This window comes from Kitasatospora sp. NPDC017646 (assembly GCF_044329365.1).
Classification (GTDB): domain Bacteria; phylum Actinomycetota; class Actinomycetes; order Streptomycetales; family Streptomycetaceae; genus Kitasatospora.
The window spans coordinates 34,750-55,492 of record NZ_JBIRJC010000027.1 but is presented as its reverse complement, the minus strand read 5'-3'; the positions used below and the strand labels follow the sequence as shown (position 1 = coordinate 55,492).

Genomic DNA, 20,743 nt, shown 5'->3' with positions numbered 1-20,743 from the left:
GGCGGCGCGGGGGGGGGGGGGGCGGGGGGCGGGGGGCGGGGGTCGCGCTCGATCCTCCCCGCCCCCCTCCCCGCGGGGGGCGGGGGGGGCCCCCGCCGGCCCCCCCCGGGCCGCTTCGTCCTGCGGTCGGCGGGTCAGAACTGCACGTCGGTGCAGGAGTAGAAGGCGTTCCCGGTGTCGGCGATCGTCCACACCGCGACGACCACCTGGTGCCCGGTGCGCCCGCCCGGGAGGGTCGCGGTGTGGCTGAGCGTGCTCGGCACCTGCACCCCGCCGTACGGGACGACCAGGAAGGGCGTCAGGTCGAGGCTGTCCCGGGTGATCGGCCGGGAGGCGTCGTAGCCCGGCCTGGTCAGGTAGTACCTGAAGTCGGTGGTGGCGTGCCTGGCGGTGAACCGCCAGGTGAAGGTGAGCTGCTGGCCCGCCGTCACCGGCGTGGTCGGCCAGGCACCGCCGTGCGGGTCGTCCAGCTCGGCGAAGCGGGCGTTGCCGCCGGCGCAGATGGTGCCGTCGGACGGCCCGGCGGCCGGGAAGCCCTTCGGGCCCTCGACGCTCTGCGGCTCCCACTGGATGTCGCCGCAGTCCCACGGGACGGCGCCGGCGTCCGCGTCGCAGAGCGCGGCCCGGCTGGGCGGCGTGGTGACGTAGCCGTGGGACTGGGCCGGGACGGCCAGGGTGAGCGGGATCGCGAGCGCGGCGACGGCCGCCCCGACCAGATGACGTGTGCGCATGGTGCTCCTCCGTGGGGGTGGATGGAGAGTGCGCCGGGGCGCAGACGCGCGCGCGTGGGGTGCGACGGCCCGGGGCATGGGGGATCCCTTGGCATGCCTGCGCCGGCCCGGTGCCCTCACGGTAGGAGCCGGCGCCAACACGCGTCAATGGTCTGAACCACTTTGGACGTGATGGCGACTCGGCCGCCGGACCTCAACTCTCCCTCACCGCTGGCCCGTTGAACGCCGAAGGCCCCACCCCCGGCGAACCGGGTGCGGGGCCCTGAGACCTTGGACTTACTTCTTGCCCTGGGTCTGGCCTGTCGATTTTTCAGCCCTGATCAACGAGCTCTGACCTGCGGCTGAGCCGTCGACGGTTGTCATCGTTGGCCACCCTTGATCGACGCCGGACGGCCCACAGACGGCCCAGGCCGAAGCACGTCAGTCCTGTTCCGGTGACGCCTCGTCAGCGCCCTTCCGGCCGCGCCGCCGCCACGCTGCCTGCACAGCTCGCGCAGCATGGGCGACCGCCGCCGCTGCAGCCCCAGCGCAGAGGTTGACGAAGACGTCGTTGAGGAAGTTGTTCACGGATATGTGGGCGCGCCCACGGGGCCGGATCGCGCGCCACGCTCCTTCAGCGACACAGAGATCCGAGTCGACGCCTTAGCGCCTAGCCGCCCCGACCCTAAGCGGCAGCCAACCGCTGGGAGCGCTTAGCGCCCCCAGCGGTCCGGCTGGCCGCCTGCTCTTTACTGAAGGTTCTTCGAGCTACGAACTCCCACCCAGATCGCCTTCGACTCAGGTGAGCCCTGGCCTCATCGGCAGCCTTGTGACGGGAGGTGCTTACTAGCGCGCGGACGACGATGGAACGTCGGCAGAAGGGCTCAATGACGTCGCAGCCTGGGGCCCGGACAAGGACGAGCAGTTCCAACGTCGCGAAACGTAGGCCGCACGACAAACACATCCGGTTCCGTCGGGCGGATCGACGTTCGATGTCGACAGCGCAGGTGAGGCCAGCGCAAGACGGACAGCGCATGCAACCCCTCCTGTTCGCTGTTCTTCCATCAGCTCAAGCGTATAGAGCGGAGCTTGATCCCGCAGGCTCTGCGGCAAGGAAGGCAACCGCAGCATCATCGCTGGCTTTGAAGCGCGGCCAGCGAACGCCATGAGGATCCGCTGCCTCGACCTGTCGCACCTTCGAGATCAGCCCGTGCGCACCTTGGCTCCTCAGAAGGTCGAACACCTCAGCCCACGACGCCTCGCCGTATTCAGTGACCAGCCGGGACGCCCCGTCCGACATGACGACCGCCGACCGAACGCCCGCCAAGGGCACCCCACCAGTCACGGCATGGTGCGCCGCGTCGGCGGTAGACGCAGCCACCCAGTAGCCATCCGAAGTGTTCCGGGTGAGTCGCTGGGCCTCGACCATCCGGCGGACGGCCTCAGCGTGCTCGGGCGTCCCGGTGGCGAACCGTTCCGTCTCGGCGCGCAGTTCGGGCACCACGGTGTCCACCCGCAGGTCCGTGACCACGTGGTAGTCGTCGGCCCGCTCGAAAACGATGGGCGAGTCGGCGAGAACCAGGTAGTCGAAGCGGTCGACTCCGGCCCGCAGGATCGACACCGTTGCTGATGGCGTCCCGGGGTTGCCGAGATCGCACCCGGGGTGGAGCTCGGCGACCTGGTCGAGGGCCTGCGCCAACCCGTCAACCAGCGGCCGGCCGGGCTCCGCCAGCGCGGCCACCAGGTGGCCGCCCAACTGGGCGACGTACCACGGGACGCCATGCCGACAGCCGGTGTCGAGTCCGGCCGTGCTCAGCCCGTCTAGGACGACGGCGAGCGTGGGCGTGGCCGCCACCCAGTCTTCGTTCGGGTTCGCGCTGCCCGGAGCGGTGGCGATGGAGACGCGCATCTGTCAGCCCTCGTGTCGGTAGATCGGGGTCACCCTGCTGCTCTCCAGAACTTCCAGGGTCTGCGGGTCGTAACGGCAGGAGATGAGAGTGGAGAAACGCTTCGCCCGCACCTCGCGGTAGAGCTCGCCGAGGTGGTTCTCCAGGTAGTGCACGACGCCGTTCGCGCCGATCGCGTGGATGCCCGCGATGTACAGGAAGGTCCCCTTGCCGTCGAGGCGGGGAAGTCGAGCGAGGTAGCCGACGTCCCCGGCCGTGCCGTCCACGTCGAGCGGTGAGCGGTACTCGGTCTCGGTGTGCAGGTCCACCAGGTGCCAGGCCGAGTCCTTGCGAAACCGCAGGTTGTCGTCGCCTTCGAGCACCTGGGCCACGATCGGGGACAGCCGAGGCCCGCAGATGACGACCAGGTGCTCGCGGTTCAGGTTCACGATGCCGGACGGCGGGATCACCTCGGAGTCCGAGTCGAGCTTGAGGCCCGCGAACAGCTTGCGCAGGTGCTCGTAGTTGCTCAGGTCTTCCCTGGTCACGACCTCGCTTGGGTTCTCGTCTAGGGACTTCCCCGCCTCGTACTTGCCGCCGAGCGCCACGGTCATCGGGCCGAGCCCGAAGAACGCCCGCTCCGGCGCGGGGCCGGCCGACGCGAGCTGACCGACACGCCCACGGCTCACGCCGAGCAGAGCAGCGATTTCGGTCTGCGACATGCCCGACGTCGACGCCTCTTCGATGGCCTCCCGGCGGACGCGGGACAGCTCGACCACTCGGTTCTGGTAGTCCGCCATCAGGGCAATCGCCGCTTTGGCCCGTTCGATCGGGACAGCCACGTTGGCCACCCGCTCAAGCTCCTCGTGCATCGTGATCCCTTCACTGCCTAGGGGGGCGAAGCAAGCCTACCGCTAGAGGGGGTTGACGCACAGATGGCGACTGCCTACCTTGGGTATCGCGAGAGAGCGAGAGCCCCCCTAAGCAACACAGGGAAACGGGCTTAGCACGTCTCTGACCTGCCCAAACATGCAGCGAAGCGGCGCCCCAACCGCCAAGTCAGTACGCCGCTTCGTGCCCCGGTGAAGGGAGTTCCATCATGCACGCTTCGCTCGCCACTCAGCCGTCCCTGACCGTCGACGCGGTGGAGGAGAACATCTCGCTGTTCGGCGAGGCGGACCCGGGCGAGACCGAGCCGCGCCTGTCGGTGCGGGTGTCGCTGTCGCTGCGGTTCTTCGACCTGGTGGGCCTGCTGTCCTTCCACCCGGAGATGATGCTCACCGCCTCCGACCTGCTGAAGTCCGAGGAGTTGGCGGAGGCCCTGCGGTTCGCGATCGTCAGCTCCGACGCCCACCAGATCGAGGAGTACTCGGAGCTGGCCCGCACCGCGCTGTCGCACTCGCGTCGGCCGTTCTACGCCTACACCAAGCTGGTGGCCGAGGCCGTGACCCGCACGTTCGGCGTCACCGCCCCGCAGCCGCCCGCCGCCCCGGCGGTGAACACCCGACTGTTCGCCGCCGCCTGACACCTCCCGGGGTGAGTGCTCACCGACGCTCACGGGCGCTCACGACCCGCTCACCCCGCCCGACCGGCGGCACCCGTTTCAGCCCCGGTCGGCCGACTTTCAGGGGCACCCGCGAGGCGGTGAACACCCGACTGTTCACCGCCGCTCACGGGACCGTTCCCAGCGTTCCCGCCGACCGTTCCCCGCGCTCACGGGAAGCGCTTCCCGCCCTATACCCCCAAGCATCGGTCGCCTACTGACCAGCGGGAACGACCCGACCGACAGCCGACCCGTTCACCGGTGAACCTCCCGGCCGTTTACCGGTGAACACCCCGAACTCCAACCCGACTCCCGACCCATGAGGAGTAGCTGTGACCAGCCACAACGGGACCGACTCCCGCGCCCCCGAACCGCCGACACCCCGACCTGAAACGGCGGCCAGCGCCGCTGAAACGGGCACCCGTGGACCTGAAACCGGCGCAGCCGTGAGCGGTGAACGCCCCGTCGTGAGCACCGTCCAGTCGGGTGTTCACCGGCCCGTTCACCCCGCCGTTGAAACGGCCGCCCGCGTGGTTGAAACCGTGCCCGGCGGACCTGAAACGGGTCCGTCCGTGAGCGGTGAACGCGGCGCCGTGAGCGCCCGTGAGCGTCGGCACGCATTCGACCCGACCCCATTCCCGGCCCGCTACCCGACTGAGGAGACCCGCATGAACACCTTGCCGCCGACCATCGACCCGGTCCCGCTCGCGGACCCGACGGACTACCTGACGGTGCCGCAGGTGGCCTTCGCCCTGCGGCTGTCGCAGGAGACCGTCTGGCGCATGGCCCGTAGCGGGCGACTGGACGCCTACCGGGTCGGCAACGGCCGGGGCCAGGTCCGCATCTCCCACGAGGCCTTCCGCGCCTACCTGGCCGCCACCGGACTGCCCGCCGCCCTGTCCGCCGTCGCCGCCGGCGCCCCGTCCAGCAGCCGGGAACGGTGCCCCTGGACCAAGCCGCGCAACTGACCGGCCCCACCGCCGCCCGGGAGTGGCCGTCGTGTCCAGCAACCTGGACGCCCGGCGGGGCGGACAAGCAAGAAGAGCACCGGGCTCCCCCGGCGCGGGGTGCTCCTCTTGCTGTTCGGCGGAGCCGCTTAAAGGTCGAGCCGCGAAGCGGCTCCTTCATCGCTCTCTGAGGCGAGCGACTACTGCAAGAACAGCCCCTTCTTTTTCCTAAGTAGGAAGAGTCTGCGTCACCGCGTCACCCAGGACCGAAAAACGGCCCCTGACCTGCGACAACAGCGGTGACGCAGACGGAATCTTCTGCGTCATCCTGCGTACACCTGCGTCACCCGCAGGCCCAGCCTGCGTCACCCCCGGCCCCGCGCCGCAAGACACCGCCCCAACTACAACAGCCCCTCCTTTTCCTAAGTAGGAAGACGCTGCGACATGTGCGTCATGCGAGCCGGAAAACGGCCCCCGACCTGCGGCAATGACCATGACGCAGACGGCTGCTCCTGCGTCATCCTGCGTACACGTGCGTCATGCCATGACGCAGCCCATGACGCACCGATGACGCAGCCCCCGGGCACTGCGTCATGCAAAGTCCCAGGTCACAGGCCCGCATGACGCTGATGTCGCAATGACGCAGAAATCCGAGCCTCGGACAACACGCGCCCCGGGGAGCCGCCGTGCGTCAGCCGGTGACGCAGCCGGTGACGCAGGCCACGGCTACCGCGTCACCCAAAGCCCCAGGTCAGGGGCTCGGATGTCGCAGGTGACGCGATGACGCAGAAATCCGCACCTAGGACAACACGCCCGCCCCGAGAAGCCCCGAACCCTCCCCACCGCGCCCTGGCCGGGTCCTGGATCGGGCGCCAGACCTAGCGTCGGCCCTCGCTAGACCTAGCGACACCGCTAGCGAGCAAACCGGCCCCCGACCAGCCACCTAGCGGCCGAGGGCACCCCGCCGCGACACCCCGAAAACCGCTCCCAGCGCTCCCCCGGCACCCCTGCCGGTCGCTAGCGCTAGGTCCGCGCCTGGCACCACCCCGGCCGCCGCCAGCCGCTCTGACACCCCCTGACGCCTGACACCCCCTGACACCCAAACCCCTAGGCAGACGCGGGTGTCAGGGGCCCTGACACCTGGCCTGACACCCCGCACCTGCCCACAGGAGAGGCCCATGACCAACCGCCGCGCACCGGCCGACACCCCGCCCGCAGTCGTGCCGCTACCCGCCCGCTTCCTCACCCCCGAAGACGTTGCCGCGATGTTTGGCGTCCCGCTGGAGACCGTCTACCAGTGGCGCCGCAAGCGCACCGGGCCGCCCGCCTTCCGCGTCGGTCGGCACCTCCGTTACCACCCCGACGCCGTTGCCCAGTGGGTCACCGACCAGACCCAGCAAGCCGCCTGAACCACCAGGGAGGCGCCAGGGAGGCAGGGAGAACTCCCTAACAGCCTCCCTGGCCACCAACCCCGCCCCCACCAGCACGAACAGCGCCACAGGGAGGCAGGGAGGCGCCCCAACCCCTCGGCCGACGGCCCCGAATCCGCCTTCCGGTGCCGCCGACAGCCTCCCTCCCTGCCACACCACGCCTCGCACCCCAACCACCAAGGAGCGGCCTCATGGCCGGACACATCCAAGACCGCTGGTACAAGACCGAGCCCGGCCCCGACGGCAAACCCCGCCGCGTCCGCACCGACCGCTACGGGACCGGCAAGCGCTACCGGGCCCGGTACGTGGCCCCGGACGGTACCGAGAAGAGCAAGAGTTTCCCCGACCGGCAGAAGCGGCAGGCGGAGGAGTGGCTGGCCCGGATCGAGGCCGACATGTCGCGCGGCCAGTACCTCGACCCCGCGACGGCGAAGACCACGTTCCAGGAGTTCGCCGAGCACTGGCTGAGGAGCCAGACCAGCGACCCCAACACGCAGGCCTCGATGCAGTCGCAGCTGCGGCGGCACGCCTTCCCGCGGATCGGGGCCCGGCCGCTCACGTCGTTCCAGCCGAGCCACATCCGGGAGTTCGTCGCCGAGCTGGAGACCTCTGGCATGTCCGGCTCGTACGCCCGGGTCATCTTCTCCAACGTCCGGGCCGTCCTGAGCGCGGCCGTGGACGACGGCATCCTCCTCCGGAACCCGTGCGCCGCGCAGACCGTGCGCCCGCCGGTCGTCGGAACCCGGAGGGTCGTCCCGTGGGAGCCGGATCGGGTCTTCGCCGTCCGGGAGGCCATGACCGAGCGGTACCGGGCGACGGTCGACGTTGGCGCCGGCTGCGGGCTGCGGCAGGGCGAGATCCTGGGCCTGGCCGTGGACGCGCTGGACTTCGACGCCAGCACGATGCACGTCACCCAGCAGCTCAAGCTGAGCCGGAGCAAGCCGGTCTTCGCGCCGCCGAAGGGCGGGACACTGCGGAGCGTGCCGCTCCCCCGGCCGGTGGCCGACGCGCTCAAGGCGCACATGGAGCGGTTCCCGCCGGTCGAGATCACGCTGCCGTGGATGAGGGTGGGCGGGCCGCCGGTCACGAAGCGCCTGGTCTTCACCAGCACGTCCGACTGGATCGTCTGGCGCGGCATGCTCAACGAGGACTACTGGAAGCCCGCGCTAGCCGCCGCCGGGGTCATCCCGAAGCCCGCCAAGGGTGAGTCCTACGCGTCCGCCCGGGAGCACGGCATGCACGCGCTCCGGCACTTCTTCGCGTCGATCCTGCTGGACGCGGGGGAGAGCATCAAGGCCGTCAGCGAGTACCTGGGCCACGCCGACCCGGGGCTGACGCTGCGGGTCTACGCCCACCTGATGCCGGACAGCCGGCACAGGGCCCGGAAGGCCATGGAAGGGGTCTTCGGGGCCCAAGATCACTAGGGCCCGTCTTCAAACCCCCGCCTGCGGGCCGACGCTCCCCCAGCCTTCGGCCGGGAGGTACCCCCAGGGCACGCACCTCGCCGCGTTGTCGTCGGTCGCCAATGCGCTGCATTGGGCTCCCTCCTCCGCCTTGCGATGCACGCACCCCAACGCCGCCCCGCCCGCCCTCCGGACGAACGACGGGGGTTTGAAGACGGGCCCTAAGGCTGACGGCCCACAGACGGCCCGGGAACGCCGATGGCCCCTCACCAGCGCCAAACGCGCAGGTGGGGGCCATATGGCTGTTGGGCCTACTTCTTGCCCTGGTTCTTGACGGCCTCGATGGCCGCCGCGGCGGCGTCCGCGTCGAGGTAGCGGCCGCCCTTGGCGACCGGCTTGAAGTCGGCGTCGAGCTCGTAGACCAGCGGGATGCCGGTCGGGATGTTCAGGCCGGCGATGTCCGCGTCGGAGATGCCGTCGAGGTGCTTGACCAGCGCGCGCAGGCTGTTGCCGTGGGCGGTGACCAGGACGGTCTTGCCGGCGGCCAGGTCCGGGACGATGGCGTCGTACCAGTACGGGAGCATCCGCTCGACGACGTCCTTCAGGCACTCGGTGCGCGGACGCAGCTCGCTCGGGATCTCGGCGTAGCGGGCGTCACCGGCCTGCGAGTACTCGGCGTCGTCGGCCAGCACCGGCGGCGGGGTGTCGTAGGAGCGGCGCCAGAGCTGGAACTGCTCCTCGCCGAACTCGGCCAGGGTCTGGGCCTTGTCCTTGCCCTGGAGCGCGCCGTAGTGCCGCTCGTTCAGACGCCAGCTGCGGCTGACCGGGATCCAGTGGCGGTCGGCCTTGTCCAGGGCGATCTGCGAGGTGCGGATGGCGCGGCGCAGCAGCGAGGTGTGCACCACGTCGGGGAACAGGCCCTCGGCGGCCAGGAGCTCGCCACCGCGGGCGGCCTCCTTCTCGCCCTTCTCGTTGAGGTCGACGTCGACCCAACCGGTGAACAGGTTCTTCTGGTTCCACTGGCTCTCGCCGTGACGGAGCAGGATGAGTCGGTACGTCGTGTCAGCCATGGCCCCCAGCTTAGTGGAGGGCCGGAAAACCCCTGGTGGGGACCTTGGAGGGCTGGATAACGTGTGCGACGGCCATCTGCCACTTACCCACGTCGGCTGACCGGGCCTGCCCGGGCCGCTCAGCGGACACCTGCCCCCGGGAGCCCCCACATGCTCGTCGCCCTGGCCGCCGATCCCCGGATCCGAAGACTGGTGCGCGAGACGGTAGGCGGGTTGCCACGGCAGTTCTGGTGGCTCTGGGTGAGCACGTTGGTGAACAAGCTCGGCGCCTTCGTGATCACTTTCCTCTCCTTGTACCTGACCACCGAACGGGGGTACTCGGCCTCCTACGCGGGCCTGGTGGCCTCGCTGTTCGGCCTCGGCTCGACCGTCGCGGCGGTCGGCGCGGGGGTGCTGGCCGACCGGATCGGGCGCCGCCCCACGCTGGTCGCCGCCCAGCTCGGCACCGCACTGTCCACCGCCGTGCTCGGCTTCGTCGACGGACAGGTGGCGATCGCCGTGGTGGCCTTCCTGGTCGGCCTGTGCAACAACGCCACCCGGCCGGCCACCTCGGCGATCATCGCCGACCTCGTACCGGCCGAGGACCGGGTCCGGGCGTACTCGCTGAACTTCTGGGCGATCAACATCGGCTTCGGCCTCTCCGCCGCGGTGGCCGGGGTGATCGCGACCCAGGGCTACCTCACCCTTTTCCTGCTGGACGCGCTCTCCACGCTGGTCTGCGCGGTGGTGATCTTCATCCGCATCCCGGAGACCAAGCCGGCGCAGCCGCCCGTGAACGCGAGGACCGGCGAGGAACCCACGATCGGCCTCGGTGCGGTGTTCCGCGACGGCCGGTTCATGGCGGTGGTCGGACTCAACCTGCTGCTCGCCCTGGTGTTCCAGCAGAGCAGCACCACCCTGCCCGTCGACATGGGCGCCTCGGGCATCACCGCCACCGAGTATGGGATGGTCATCGGCCTGAACGGGCTGCTCATCGTGGTGCTGCAGATCCCGCTGACCCGCTGGATGGAGGGCCGCTCCCGGACCGGGCTGCTGATCGCCAGCTGCCTGCTCGCCGGATGGGGCTTCGGACTGGCGGCGCTCGCCGGGTCCTCGGCCTGGCTGTTCGCGCTCTCCGTGGCGGTCTGGACGGTCGGCGAGATCCTCAACGCGCCGACCACGATGGGCCTGGTCGCCGAACTGTCACCGACCCATGGACGCGGTCGCTACCAGGGCGTCTACTCGCTCTCATGGTCACTCGCCATGTTCCTCGGCCCCGGGGTCGGCGGCGTGGTGCTGCAGCACGCCGGCACCGGGGTGCTGTGGGGCGCATGCGGGGTCTGCGGCACGGTGGCGGCACTCGGACACGCGGTGCTGGCCCGGCGCACCCGGACGACGGCCGGCGCGGACGCAGCGAGCGGGGTGACGACGGCGCCGGAGTCCGAGAAGGCTCCGGCGGGCGCCTGAGCGCCCGGGTCAGTCGGCGGTCCGGCCACCGTCGGCGCCCGGGGCGGCCAGGTGGGCGAAGGCGGCCAGGTTGCGGGTGGACTCCCCGCGCTTGGTGCGCCACTCCCACTCGCGCCGGATCGCCGAGGCGAAGCCCAGCTCCAGCAGGGTGTTGAAGGGCTCGTCGGCGTTTTCCAGCACCGTGCCGAGCAGCCGGTCGACGGCGTCCGGGCTGAGCGCCTCCAGCGGCAGGCGGCCGGCCAGGTAGACGTCGCCGAGCGCGTCGATCGCGTACGCGACTCCGCAAAGGCGGGTGTTGCGCTCCAGCAGCCAGCGGTAGACGGCCTCGTGGTTCTCGTCCGGGCGGCGGATCACGAAGGCGTTCACCGACAGAGTGTGGTCGCCGACCCGCAGGGCGCAGGCGGTGTTCAGCTTGCGGGTGCCCGGGAGGGTCGCCACCAGGGTGTACGGGTCGGCGGCGGCCGGCTCCCAGGCCACCCCGGAGTCGTCCAGGGCGGTGCGCAGGAGGGTCAGGGCCTCGTCCTTGGTGCGGGTTGCCATGGGGGTGACGTTACTCGGCGGTACGGGGACGGCGCAGCCCGGTGCGGACCACGGGAGCTCAGCGGCGCAGGGCCCCGGCCAGTCGGCCGGCCGGGCGGGCCAGGCTGCCGGCGTACACCTCGGCGGTGGTCGCCGCGGCCGCGTCCCAGCCGAAGGCGCCCGCGTGCCGGGCCGCCGCCGCGCCGCGCCGGGCCACCAGCGCCGGGTCGGTGACGTACGGCTCCAGCGCGTGCGACCACTCCAGCGGGTCGTGGCCGTGCACCAGGGTCCCGGACTCGCCGTCCCGCACCGCGACCGGCAGGCCGCCGACCGCGGCCGCCACCACCGGGGTGCCGCAGGCCTGGGCCTCCAGCGCCACCAGGCCGAAGGACTCACTGTACGAGGGCATCACCAGGGCCGTCGCCGCGCGGTACCAGTCCGCCAGCCGGGTCTGGCCGACCGGCGGGTGGAAGCGCACCACGTCGCCGATGCCCAGCTGGGCGGCCAGTTTGTGCAGGCTCTCCGGCCGGGCCAAGCCGGTGCCGGACGGCCCGCCGACCACCGGCACCACCAGCCGCTCGCGCAGCTCCGGGCGGCGCTCCAGCAGGGCGGCGACCGCCCGCAGCAGCACGTCCGGCGCCTTCAGCGGCTGGATCCGCCCGGCGAACAGCAGCACCGCGGCGTCCTGCGGCAGGCCCAGCCGGGCCCGGGCGTCGGCCGCGGTCCGCGGGCCGCCGGGGCGGAAGACGTCCAGGTTGACCCCGGGGTGGACGACGGCCAGCTGGTCCGGCCGGGCGGCGTAGTGCAGCGCCAGCTCGGCCGCCTCCTCGGTGGTGTTGGCGATCAGCCGGTCGGCCGCCTCGACCACCTGGGTCTCGCCGATCACCCGGGCCGCGGGCTCGGGCGTGTCGCCCTCCGCCAGCGCGGCGTTCTTCACCTTCGCCATGGTGTGCATGGTGTGCACCAGCGGCACCCCCCAGCGCTGGGCGGCCAGCCAGCCGACCTGCCCGGAGAGCCAGTAGTGCGAGTGCACCAGGTCGTAGTGGCCGGGGCGGTGGCCCGCCTCCGTCCGCAGCACCCCGTGGGTGAAGGCGCACAGCTGGGCCGGCAGGTCCTCCTTGACCAGGCCCTCGTAGGGCCCGGCGGTCACGTGTCGGACCAGCACGCCCGGCGCCAGCTCGACCGTCGGCGCGTCGTCCGAGCAGATCGCCCGGGTGAACACCTCGACCTCGATGTTGAGCTCGGCCAGGCGCTTGGCCAGCTCGACGATGTAGACGTTCATCCCGCCCGCGTCCCCGGTGCCGGGCTGGTGCAGCGGCGAGGTGTGCACGCTGAGCATGGCTATCCGGCGCGGCCGGCGGCGGCCCGGGACGAGCGACTGGAGCCGGCCGCGTGCGGGCGCGGCCGACTGGGCACGACGTACCGAACGGACGGGGTGCTGGATCACCTGGCTGAAGCCTCCTCGTGTGCGGCCCGTCTCGGCGGGTCCGCGTGAACGGGCCGCCGCATGTCCGGTGTGCGCTGCCCCGTCCGGGCACACATCACCACCAGTGTGCCAACCACTCGGCGGTCGCCCGGCATTCCCGGCCCCGGCGATCGGTCGGCCGGTCCGGCATCCGCCCAGGTCAGGGCGGGGACCGACCGGTGCCACCGGCGCCGACTACCCTTCTGGACATGGCTGCCTCCTTCGACCCCGCGACCGCCGCGCCCGCCCGCGGACGGACCGGACGGCCGGTGGGTACGGTCACCCGGGGCACCACCAACACCAACCGGCTGCGCCGGATGGACCGCTGGATCGCCCACACCCTGGGCCGGGCGCTGCGCGCCGCCGAGCGGCCGCCGGTCGCGGTCGACCTCGGCTACGGCGCGGCGCCGTGGACGGCCGTGGAGCTGGCCGGACGGCTGCGCACGGTGCGACCGGACGTCCGGGTGGTCGGGATCGAGATCGAGCCGGAGCGGGTCGCGGCCGCACTGCCGTACGCCGAACCGCCGCTGCTCACCTTCCGGCGCGGCGGCTTCGAGGTGCCGCTGGACGGTGGCGGATCGGCCCAGCTGATCCGGGCGGCCAACGTGCTGCGGCAGTACGAGGAGTCGGCGGTGGCCGCGGTGTGGGAGCGCCTGTGCTCCCGGCTCGCCCCGGACGGGCTGCTGGTCGAGGGCACCTGCGACGAGGTCGGACGGCGGCACGTCTGGGTCGCGCTCGGGCCGGAGGGGCCCCGGACGGTCACCTTCGCGACCCGGCTGGGCGGCCTCGGCCAGCCCTCCGACCTGGCCGAACGGCTGCCGAAGGCGCTGATCCACCACAACGTGCCCGGGCGGCCGGTGCACGCCTTCCTGACCGACTTCGACCGCGCCTGGGCGGCGGCCGCGCCGTACGGGGCGTTCGGGGCGCGGCAGCGCTGGGTGGCGGCGTGCACGGCGCTGGCGGGCAGCTGGCCGCTGGTGGACGCGCGGGGGCGGTGGCGGCAGGGCGAGGTCACGCTGCCCTGGACGACGCTCGCGCCGTAGCGGGGCCCGGCCACCGGGCCACCGGGCCACCCGGGAAAGGCCGCCGGTGAACCGGGGCGCTGGTGAGCGACACGACGCATTCACTCGAACGAGTTATCGAATATCTCTGGCGTGTTGACGCCTCGTCACGCCACGATGGAAGCCACCGGGCGGCGCCACCACACGCCGCTCGGTAGCCGCCCTGCCCAGCCACGCCCAGACGCCCAGCACGCCCAGCGAAGACAACAGACACACAGCAGTCGGTCGTCAGTCCTCCGGCCCCAGCAGCTCCCTCCGGGCCCGTTCGAACACCTGGTACATCTCCGCCCCGAACAGCACGAACCGCACCTCCGCCAGCTCCGCGCCCGCCCGCGCGTCACCGCCGTCCAGCACCCCGGCGACGGTGCCGAGCGCGATCCGGGCCGCGTCCGCCGGCGGCCAGCCGTAGATCCCGGCCGACACGGCCGGGAAGGCCACCGTGCGCACGCCCAACTCGGCCGCCGCGCGCAGCGACTCGCGATAGCAGGAGGCCAGCAGCCCAGCCCGCTCCTCGTACTCCTCCGCCAGGTACACCGGCCCGACGGTGTGCACCACCCACCGGGCCGGCAGCCGCCCGGCCGTGGTCGCCACCGCCCGCCCGACGGGCAGCCCCCCGCCCCAGTGCGAGGCCCGCAGCCGGCGGCACTCCTCCAGGATCTGCGGCCCGCCCCTGCGGTGGATCGCGCCGTCCACCCCGCCCCCGCCCAGCAGGGACGAGTTGGCGGCGTTCACCACCGCGTCCACCCGCTGTTCCGTGATGTCACCCTCGACCAGGGTGATCCGCGTCACCACCACCAGCCCCCTTCCCCGGGCCCGCCCGGCAGCCGCCGGGCCCGGCTCCGAGCCGTCGTCCGAATCCGATCACCGCACCGCCACCGGCGTGGCAATAACCACAACGGCGCCGGTCGGCCAGAGAAATCCCCGGAGATCACGTTATGGTCGCGAGAAGTTCCCCGACGCACGGTGCCAGGCGGGCACTGCGGACGGACGCCGGCCGTTACGCAGTCGGGGAAAGGGAGGAACCACCGATGCCCGCAACGGGAGACGGGCGGGCACCTGGTGCCGCGGACCTGCCGGGCGCCCATGACGGCGCCCCCGTCGGCCATGCCCGTAACCGCCCGACGACCGGCCCGGCCACGGCCACTCCCCCGATACCCCATCCCCGCTCGCAGCCGGTCACGACCGCGCACGGCACCCGCCACCCCTCGCACGCCGCCGGGGCGGGAAACGTTCCGGCAGCCGGTGACGGGCCCGCCGACGGCAGCGCGCCGCTGCGGCTGCTGGTCATCGAGGACGACGCCTCGGACGCCCAGCTGATCAAGGCCGCCGTCGCCGACAGCGGCACCTCGATCGAGATCCACTGGGCCCGCGGCCTCGCACAGGCCACCCAGCTGCTCTCCCAGGCCTCCCCCGCCAACCGGCGCGGACGCTCCCGCGGCGGCGAGTTCGGCTGCGTGCTGCTCGACCTGGCCTCCCCGGCCGCCCTGCCGCACCCCGGACGGGGGCACCTCCCAGCCGCCCAGGCCGGGGGAGCCTCGGACGGCCTGGAGGGCCTGCACGAACTGCTCCGCCGCGCCCCGCACATCCCCGTGGTGGTGCTCACCGACGCCGCCGGGGCCGAACTCGGCGCGGCCGCCGTGGCCGCGGGCGCCCAGGACTTCCTGCTCAAGCACGAGACGGACGGCCCGCTGCTGGCCCGCGCACTGCGCTACGCCGTCGAACGCAAGCGCGCCGACGAGTCCCAGCGCCGCCTGGTCGAGGCCGAGCTGCGCGGCCAGGAGAACGCCCGACTGCAGCGCCACCTGCTGCCCACCCCGCTGCTGGACGGCGCCGGGCTCTCCTTCACCCGGCGCTACCGCCCCGGCCGCCGTCGCGCCCTGCTCGGCGGCGACTTCTACGACGCCGTGCGCACCGACGACGGCACCGTCCACGTCGTGATCGGTGACGTCTGCGGCCACGGCCCGGACGAGGCCGCGCTCGGCGTCGCACTCCGGATAGCGTGGCGCACCCTGGTCTTCGCCGGCCTCACCGGCGAGACCCTGCTCACCACCCTCCAGCACGTGCTGGAGCACGAACGGCGCAGCGACGAGATCTTCGCGACGCTCTGCATGCTCGTCATCGAGCCCGGTGCCGCCGTCGGCGACCTCGACCCGCCCGGCACCGGCGAGCGGGCCCGGCTCTACCTCGCCGGGCACCCGGCACCGTTGCTGCTCGGACGCGACCACCCGCCGGTCACCCTGCCCTCCGAACTCGCGGGGCCCGCGCTCGGCCTGTTGCCGTGCCACGACGGACAGGCCGCCTGGCCCGCCCACGAGGTCGAACTCCAGCCCGGCTGGCGGCTGTTGCTGTACACCGACGGGCTGATCGAGGGCCGGGTCGGGGCCGGGTCGCGCCGCCTCGGCCAGGACGGGCTGGCCGACCTGGTCGCCGACCACCAGTCCGCCGGACTCACCCGGGGCCGGCTGATCGACAGCGCGATCGCCGAGGTCGAGGAGCTGAACGGCGGCGCGCTGACCGACGACGTCGCGGTGCTGCTGCTGGAGCGCAACCCGGTGCAACTGTTCCTCGGCTGAGCCTTGTTGCGGCTGGGCCGAGTCGCCGGAACGCCGCAGCCCGAGCGGGTGAACTCCCCGCCCGGGCTGCGGCGTTGTCCGTCCGACCGACCTACCAGGGGCCGTACGGGCCGGTGTTGCTCCGGCCGCCCCGGCCGCTGCCGCCGGTCAGGGCCCGGATCGCGGGGCGGACGTCCACCACGTAGACGATCGAGGCGACCAGGCCGGCCAGGGTGCCGATGCTGCCGAGGAAGTTCGCCCCGAACAGCAGGTCCCAGCCGAAGCTGATGCCGAGCACGGCCAGCCAGAACCCCTTGGTCTTCTTGTCCGCCGCCCGGTAGGCGTCCTCCCGGCGGGTGGCCGCGTCGACCAGCGCGAAGAACTTGTAGCCCAGGATGGCGACGGCCATCCACCAGAACGGGTTCAGGTAGGAAAAGGCCAGGATCTGGAACACTCCGGTCATCGCGATCTCCTACGTCTCTCGGCTTGCTGCGCCCCGGCCGCCGCCCATCCTGGCACGGCGGCCGCCCGCACGGTGTGAACGTCCCGCCGTCACCGGATGTGCCCGGGCCGGCGGGGACCGGTCACTCCGAGGCGTCGGCGGTGCCCTTCCGGGCCTTGGCGGACTTCTTCGGCGCGGGGGCCTCGGCATCGTCCACCAGCTCGGCCCGGACGGGCTCGTCCGTGGGCTCCACGGCCTCCGGACTCCCGCCCTGGGGGCGGGCCTTGTCCACGACGACCTTGCCGCGCTCGGCCAGCTCGTCGTAGGTCTCCTTGGCCCGGACGGCCAGTTCGAGCGCGCGGGCCACCTGCTGGAGGGCGAAGTCCTGGGCCCGCTCCTGGAGGACCTTGAGGTCCGTGGGGAAGGCGGTGACGGCCTCGGTGACCATGGCCGGTGCCCCGGCCAGCAGCCCCTGCGCCTCGTGCAGCCTGGCGGTCGCCTTCTCCTGTGCGCCCTGGCGGTCCGCCGCCAGCGCTTCGACCCGGCCCGGCACCTCGCGCAGCTTCTCGTACGCGAGGTCCCCGGCACCGGCCAGGGCGTACAGCGGGGTCGGGTCGGTGAGGGTCTTCTTGATCTCGTCGGTGATCGGCATGGTTACCGGTCCTCCCGGGGGGTGTGCTGGGTGGCCGCGCCGTCGGTCATCGGGGTGGAGGCCGAAGCGGCGTTCTCCTTGAGGAAGGCGTCGTAGACCGCGAGCAGCGCCTGCTTCTGCTGCTCGTTGATCAGCGGATCGGCCAGGATCGAGGCCCGGAGCTCCAGGCCCTCACCCCGCCGCTCCTCCAGGATCCCGGCCTGGACGTACAGCGTCTCCGCCGAGATCCGCAGCGCCTTCGCGATCTGCTGCAGGATCTCCGCGCTCGGCTTGCGCAACCCTCGCTCGATCTGGCTGAGGTAGGGGTTGGACACGCCGGCGGCCTCCGCCAACTGGCGTAGCGAGTACTGGGCGTTGCGGCGTTGCTCGCGGATGTACTCGCCGAGTGAGCCGACGTTCAGGGAGGCCATGGGGATAGCTTGCCGCAGGGTGCTTGCTGTTGCAAGCAGGGTGCTAGCGGGGGCAAGCGGGTGTTGTTGGGGGGTGGGCTTTCGGGAGGGTGGGTGGCCGGGGCGCGTCCCTCTCGCCGGGGAGGGGGGTGGGGGGTGCTTGCGGGACGTGGGTGGGTGAGGGTGCTTGAGGGGGGTGGGAGGTGGGGGCGCGCCCGCGAAGGGGTGTCTGGGTCAGGTGAGGTGGGTGAGGAGGAGGGAGGTGAGCTGTTCGGGGGTGCGGAGGGGGAGGTAGTGGTCGGCGGCTGGGAGGAGGTGGTGGTGGGCGCCCGGGATGGTGGTGGCGAGGTGGTGGGCGATGGTGGCGATCTCGGGGTGGTCGTGGGTGCCGTGGATGACCAGGGTGGGGGCGGTGACGCGGGCGAGTTGGGATTCGGCGTTTCGGGGTGGGGCGCCGGTGAGGTGGTACTCGCTGGTGATTCGGCGGGCGGCGTTGTCGGTCACCATGGTTTCGATCAGTTCTCCGCCGGGGGCGGTGCGGCCCAGGGCGGCCCAGACCGAGAGCTCCAGGGCGGCCAGGGCCGCTGCGTCGCCGCGGTGGCGGGCCTCGGTGTAGGCGGTGGTGCCGGGGGACGGCGGCCAGTCGTGGCCGCTGACCGAGGCGCCGATCAGGGCGAGGGCGGCGACCCGTTCCGGGTGGGCGAGGGTGAGGTCGAGGGCGGTCTCGCCGCCCATGCTGAGGCCGACCAGGGCGGGGCGGGCCAGGTCGAAGTGGTCCAGGACGGCGCGGAGGTCCTCCAGGTCGTCGAAGGGCCGCTGGGGTGTCGTGGAGCGGCCCAGGCCCCGGGCGTCGTAGCGGATCACCTCGTGGTGGCGGGCCAGGGCCGGGGCGACCGCGTCCCAGAGCCGGGAGTCCATGCCGGAGCCGTGCAGCAGCACCACCGGGGTGCCGGCGCCGCGGCGTTCGGCCCAGAGCCGGCCGCCGCCGGGGGCCGGGACTTCGTGTTCGGTCCTCATGCGAAGGATCCTCGCAGACGGCCCGGAGCTCGCGGATGGTGGTGGCGACCGCCTCGGCGCGGGCGGGCATGGCCGGCCGTTCCGGGGTGATGGGGTCCGGGAGTCCGACGTGCCCCAGGTGTGCCCCGGTCAGCTGCGCTCCGCCGTCCGGCGGTCGGGCGGCCTTGCGATGACTTCAGGGCGTGTCGTGCGGGTCTTCGCCGGAGGCGCCCTGAGGGAGGCGGACCGGCATCAGGACGGAGAAGGTGCCGGTGCGGCCGGGGGTGCGGATGGCGAGGGGGGCGATGGGGCCGCCGAGTTCGAGGAGGAGTTGTTCGGGGTGGCCGGCGCGCAGGGCGTCGAGGAGGAAGTCGCGGTTGACGGCCACCTGGAAGTCGTCGGGGGTGAGGTGGTCGGCGACGGTGAGGCGGCCGTCCTCGGAGAGGGTCAGGACGGTGACCTGGCAGTCGGCGCCGTGGGGGCCGGAGGGGACGGTGCGGGTGGCGCCGGTTTCGATGGCGGTGCGCAGTTCGGCGGCGGGGAGGGTGATCCGGTGCTGGGGGGCGAGGCGGGTCAGGGTGCGGTGGTCGGGGTAGTCGAGGTCGACCGGGGTGCCCTCGATGCGGTGGTCGGGGGTTTCGGCGCGGAAGGTGCCGGGGCCCAGGGTGAGGGTGATCTCGGTCGGGCCGGTGGGCAGGAGCGCGCGCAGGGCGTCCACCAGGGGGGTCGGGACGGTGGTGCCGGCGGTCGGCTGCTGGGGCGCGCCGAGGGCGGGCAGCTCGGCGAGGGCCAGCCGGTAGCGGTCGGTGGCGACCAGGCGCAGCACCGGGCCGTCGGGTTCGAAGAGCACTCCGGCGAGGGAGGGCAGGTCCGGATCGTCGCAGACCGCGAAGCGGACCGCGTCCAGGGCGGCGGCCAGGGCGTCGGCGCGGGCGGTGAGGTGCAGGTCGGCGGGGGTGGTGGTCATCGGGTGCTCCCTCTGCTCGATCATCGTGCGGATCAGGGAGAGCTCGCGGCGGGCGTCGGACAGGCCGTCCTCCAGGCGGCGGAGGTGGGCGTCGAGGACGCGCTCGGCCTCGCCACTGCCGGGGGCGGCGGCGAGGACCGCGCGGACCGCCGCCAGCGGCAGACCGACCCGGCGCAGTCGGGCCAGCAGGCGGGCGTCGGCGAGTTGGCCGGGCCGGTACCAGCGGTAGCCGGTCTGCGGGTCGACCCAGGCGGGGGTGAGCACCTCGGCGCCGTCGTAGTAGCGCAGGGTGCCGACGCCCAGGCCGCTGGCACGGGCCAGTTCGCCGATGCTGTGCAGCTCGCTCTCCATGCCGGTGACCCTCGGGGCTCGACCTGGTCGAGGGTCAAGCCAGGTGAGCGAGCTTGTGGGGGTTGCGGACGGCGCGGATCTCGGAGACCAGGAGGGTCCCGCCCGGTCCCTCGGTGAAGTCGAGCACCGAGACGGAGTCGACGGCGCCGTCGGCGGTGATCACCAGGCCGGGCTGGCCGTTGACCAGGACGGGGCGGGCGCCCACGCCCTCGCCCAGCTTGCGGAGCAGGCCGAGCAGGAAGCGGGCGACGTTGTCGGCGCCGGTGACCGGCCGTACCGCTGCGCTGATCACGCCGCCGCCGTCGCTCCAGGTGGTGACGTCGGGGGCGAGCAGGGCGAGCACCCGGTTGAGGTCGCCGCCGACGCAGGCCGCCAGGAACTCGTCGGTGGCCCGGCGGCGCAGCTCCGGCGGCGCGTCGTAACGGGGGCGGCGGGCGCGCACGTGGGCCCTCGCGCGGCTGCCGACCTGGCGGCAGGCGGTCTCGGTGCGGTCCAGCGCCTCGGCGATCTCCTGGTAGGAGAAGCCGAAGGCCTCCTTGAGGACGAACACCGCCCGCTCCAGCGGGGAGAGGCTCTCCAGCACCACCAGCAGGGCGAGCGAGACGGTCTCGGCGCGCTCCACGCCGTCGGTCGCGTCCGGTTCGGCGACCAGCGGCTCGGGCAGCCAGGGGCCGACGTAGGACTCGCGGCGGACGGCGGCCGAGTCGAGGCGGTTGAGGGCGAGGTTGGTGACCGTACGGGCGAGGTAGCCGCCGGGGCTGGCGACCGGGCCGGTGACCTGGCTCCAGCGCAGCCAGGTGTCCTGCACCAGGTCCTCGGCGTCGGCCACGCTGCCGAGCATCCGGTAGGCGATGCCGAAGACCGTCCGCCGGTGCTGTTCGAAGTCGGCGAGCCGGGTGTCGGGGATGTCGGTC

Annotated in this window: 20 protein-coding genes; 7 read left to right on the top strand and 13 right to left on the bottom strand. The window is 72.7% G+C overall.

Features of this window, described 5'->3' with window-relative positions; genetic code table 11:
* Positions 1-134: 134 nt before the first annotated feature.
* The 3 genes from ACH4J0_RS31070 to ACH4J0_RS31060 form a co-directional block, all read right to left on the bottom strand.
* The gene (locus tag ACH4J0_RS31070) at positions 135-731 is read right to left on the bottom strand and encodes a lytic polysaccharide monooxygenase (protein ID WP_396244085.1); all 597 of its coding nucleotides are present in this window, start codon (positions 729-731) and stop codon (positions 135-137) included.
* A gap of 1,048 nt (positions 732-1,779) precedes the next feature.
* Positions 1,780-2,619 carry a hypothetical protein gene (locus ACH4J0_RS31065; RefSeq protein WP_396244084.1) on the bottom strand — a complete coding sequence of 280 codons (840 nt, stop codon included), beginning with the start codon at positions 2,617-2,619 and terminating at the stop codon, positions 1,780-1,782.
* 3 nt (positions 2,620-2,622) lie between these two features.
* Positions 2,623-3,468: a sigma-70 family RNA polymerase sigma factor gene (locus ACH4J0_RS31060; RefSeq protein WP_396244082.1), complete on the bottom strand. Its 846-nt coding sequence runs from the start codon at positions 3,466-3,468 to the stop codon at positions 2,623-2,625.
* Positions 3,469-3,695: 227 nt separating this feature from the next.
* Here ACH4J0_RS31060 and ACH4J0_RS31055 point away from each other — a divergent pair, with 227 nt between their 5' ends.
* The 4 genes from ACH4J0_RS31055 (at position 3,696) to ACH4J0_RS31040 (ending at position 7,940) form a co-directional block, all read left to right on the top strand.
* Positions 3,696-4,121 carry a hypothetical protein gene (locus tag ACH4J0_RS31055; protein ID WP_396244081.1) on the top strand — a complete coding sequence of 142 codons (426 nt, stop codon included), beginning with the start codon at positions 3,696-3,698 and terminating at the stop codon, positions 4,119-4,121.
* Between the two features lie 686 nt (positions 4,122-4,807).
* Positions 4,808-5,107, top strand: coding sequence for a helix-turn-helix domain-containing protein (locus ACH4J0_RS31050; RefSeq protein ID WP_396244079.1), 300 nt, complete (start codon positions 4,808-4,810; stop codon positions 5,105-5,107).
* A gap of 1,157 nt (positions 5,108-6,264) precedes the next feature.
* A complete protein-coding gene (locus ACH4J0_RS31045) occupies positions 6,265-6,495 on the top strand; it encodes a helix-turn-helix domain-containing protein (protein ID WP_360434396.1) in 231 nt (76 codons plus the stop codon).
* A 212-nt stretch (positions 6,496-6,707) separates the two neighbouring features.
* Positions 6,708-7,940 carry a tyrosine-type recombinase/integrase gene (locus ACH4J0_RS31040; RefSeq protein WP_396244077.1) on the top strand — a complete coding sequence of 411 codons (1,233 nt, stop codon included), beginning with the start codon at positions 6,708-6,710 and terminating at the stop codon, positions 7,938-7,940.
* A gap of 290 nt (positions 7,941-8,230) precedes the next feature.
* Here ACH4J0_RS31040 and ACH4J0_RS31035 read toward each other — a convergent pair whose 3' ends face one another.
* Positions 8,231-8,989 carry a phosphoglyceromutase gene (locus ACH4J0_RS31035; RefSeq protein ID WP_396244075.1) on the bottom strand — a complete coding sequence of 253 codons (759 nt, stop codon included), beginning with the start codon at positions 8,987-8,989 and terminating at the stop codon, positions 8,231-8,233.
* Positions 8,990-9,139: 150 nt separating this feature from the next.
* On the opposite strand from ACH4J0_RS31035, the gene ACH4J0_RS31030 reads away from it, so the two are divergent.
* The gene (locus ACH4J0_RS31030; protein ID WP_396244074.1) at positions 9,140-10,435 is read left to right on the top strand and encodes an MDR family MFS transporter; all 1,296 of its coding nucleotides are present in this window, start codon (positions 9,140-9,142) and stop codon (positions 10,433-10,435) included.
* Between the two features lie 9 nt (positions 10,436-10,444).
* Here ACH4J0_RS31030 and ACH4J0_RS31025 read toward each other — a convergent pair whose 3' ends face one another.
* The gene (locus tag ACH4J0_RS31025; protein WP_396244072.1) at positions 10,445-10,975 is read right to left on the bottom strand and encodes a YbjN domain-containing protein; all 531 of its coding nucleotides are present in this window, start codon (positions 10,973-10,975) and stop codon (positions 10,445-10,447) included.
* Positions 10,976-11,033: 58 nt separating this feature from the next.
* Positions 11,034-12,401 carry a D-inositol-3-phosphate glycosyltransferase gene (gene mshA / locus ACH4J0_RS31020; RefSeq protein WP_396244071.1) on the bottom strand — a complete coding sequence of 456 codons (1,368 nt, stop codon included), beginning with the start codon at positions 12,399-12,401 and terminating at the stop codon, positions 11,034-11,036.
* 227 nt (positions 12,402-12,628) lie between these two features.
* On the opposite strand from mshA, the gene ACH4J0_RS31015 reads away from it, so the two are divergent.
* A complete protein-coding gene (locus ACH4J0_RS31015; RefSeq protein ID WP_396244070.1) occupies positions 12,629-13,462 on the top strand; it encodes a class I SAM-dependent methyltransferase in 834 nt (277 codons plus the stop codon).
* A 246-nt stretch (positions 13,463-13,708) separates the two neighbouring features.
* Here ACH4J0_RS31015 and ACH4J0_RS31010 read toward each other — a convergent pair whose 3' ends face one another.
* Positions 13,709-14,269 carry an O-acetyl-ADP-ribose deacetylase gene (locus tag ACH4J0_RS31010; protein WP_396244068.1) on the bottom strand — a complete coding sequence of 187 codons (561 nt, stop codon included), beginning with the start codon at positions 14,267-14,269 and terminating at the stop codon, positions 13,709-13,711.
* Positions 14,270-14,508: 239 nt separating this feature from the next.
* On the opposite strand from ACH4J0_RS31010, the gene ACH4J0_RS31005 reads away from it, so the two are divergent.
* Complete coding sequence (locus tag ACH4J0_RS31005) at positions 14,509-16,053, top strand: PP2C family protein-serine/threonine phosphatase (protein WP_396244067.1); 1,545 nt, start codon at positions 14,509-14,511, stop codon at positions 16,051-16,053.
* Positions 16,054-16,144: 91 nt separating this feature from the next.
* Here the strand turns inward: ACH4J0_RS31005 and ACH4J0_RS31000 are convergent, their stop codons facing one another.
* The 6 genes from ACH4J0_RS31000 to sigJ form a co-directional block, all read right to left on the bottom strand.
* Entirely contained in the window at positions 16,145-16,495 is a 351-nt protein-coding gene (locus ACH4J0_RS31000) for a DUF2516 family protein (RefSeq protein ID WP_046387329.1), read from the bottom strand.
* A 121-nt stretch (positions 16,496-16,616) separates the two neighbouring features.
* Positions 16,617-17,126: a hypothetical protein gene (locus ACH4J0_RS30995; protein ID WP_396244065.1), complete on the bottom strand. Its 510-nt coding sequence runs from the start codon at positions 17,124-17,126 to the stop codon at positions 16,617-16,619.
* A 2-nt stretch (positions 17,127-17,128) separates the two neighbouring features.
* Entirely contained in the window at positions 17,129-17,536 is a 408-nt protein-coding gene (locus tag ACH4J0_RS30990; protein WP_396244064.1) for a helix-turn-helix domain-containing protein, read from the bottom strand.
* A 213-nt stretch (positions 17,537-17,749) separates the two neighbouring features.
* Positions 17,750-18,532 (bottom strand): alpha/beta fold hydrolase, encoded by a 783-nt coding sequence (locus ACH4J0_RS30985; RefSeq protein WP_396244061.1) that lies wholly within the window; start codon positions 18,530-18,532, stop codon positions 17,750-17,752.
* A gap of 175 nt (positions 18,533-18,707) precedes the next feature.
* Positions 18,708-19,829 (bottom strand): MerR family transcriptional regulator, encoded by a 1,122-nt coding sequence (locus tag ACH4J0_RS30980; RefSeq protein ID WP_396244058.1) that lies wholly within the window; start codon positions 19,827-19,829, stop codon positions 18,708-18,710.
* A gap of 34 nt (positions 19,830-19,863) precedes the next feature.
* Positions 19,864-20,670 carry an RNA polymerase sigma factor SigJ gene (gene sigJ, locus ACH4J0_RS30975; protein WP_396244139.1) on the bottom strand — a complete coding sequence of 269 codons (807 nt, stop codon included), beginning with the start codon at positions 20,668-20,670 and terminating at the stop codon, positions 19,864-19,866.
* Between the last annotated feature and the right edge of the window lie 73 nt (positions 20,671-20,743).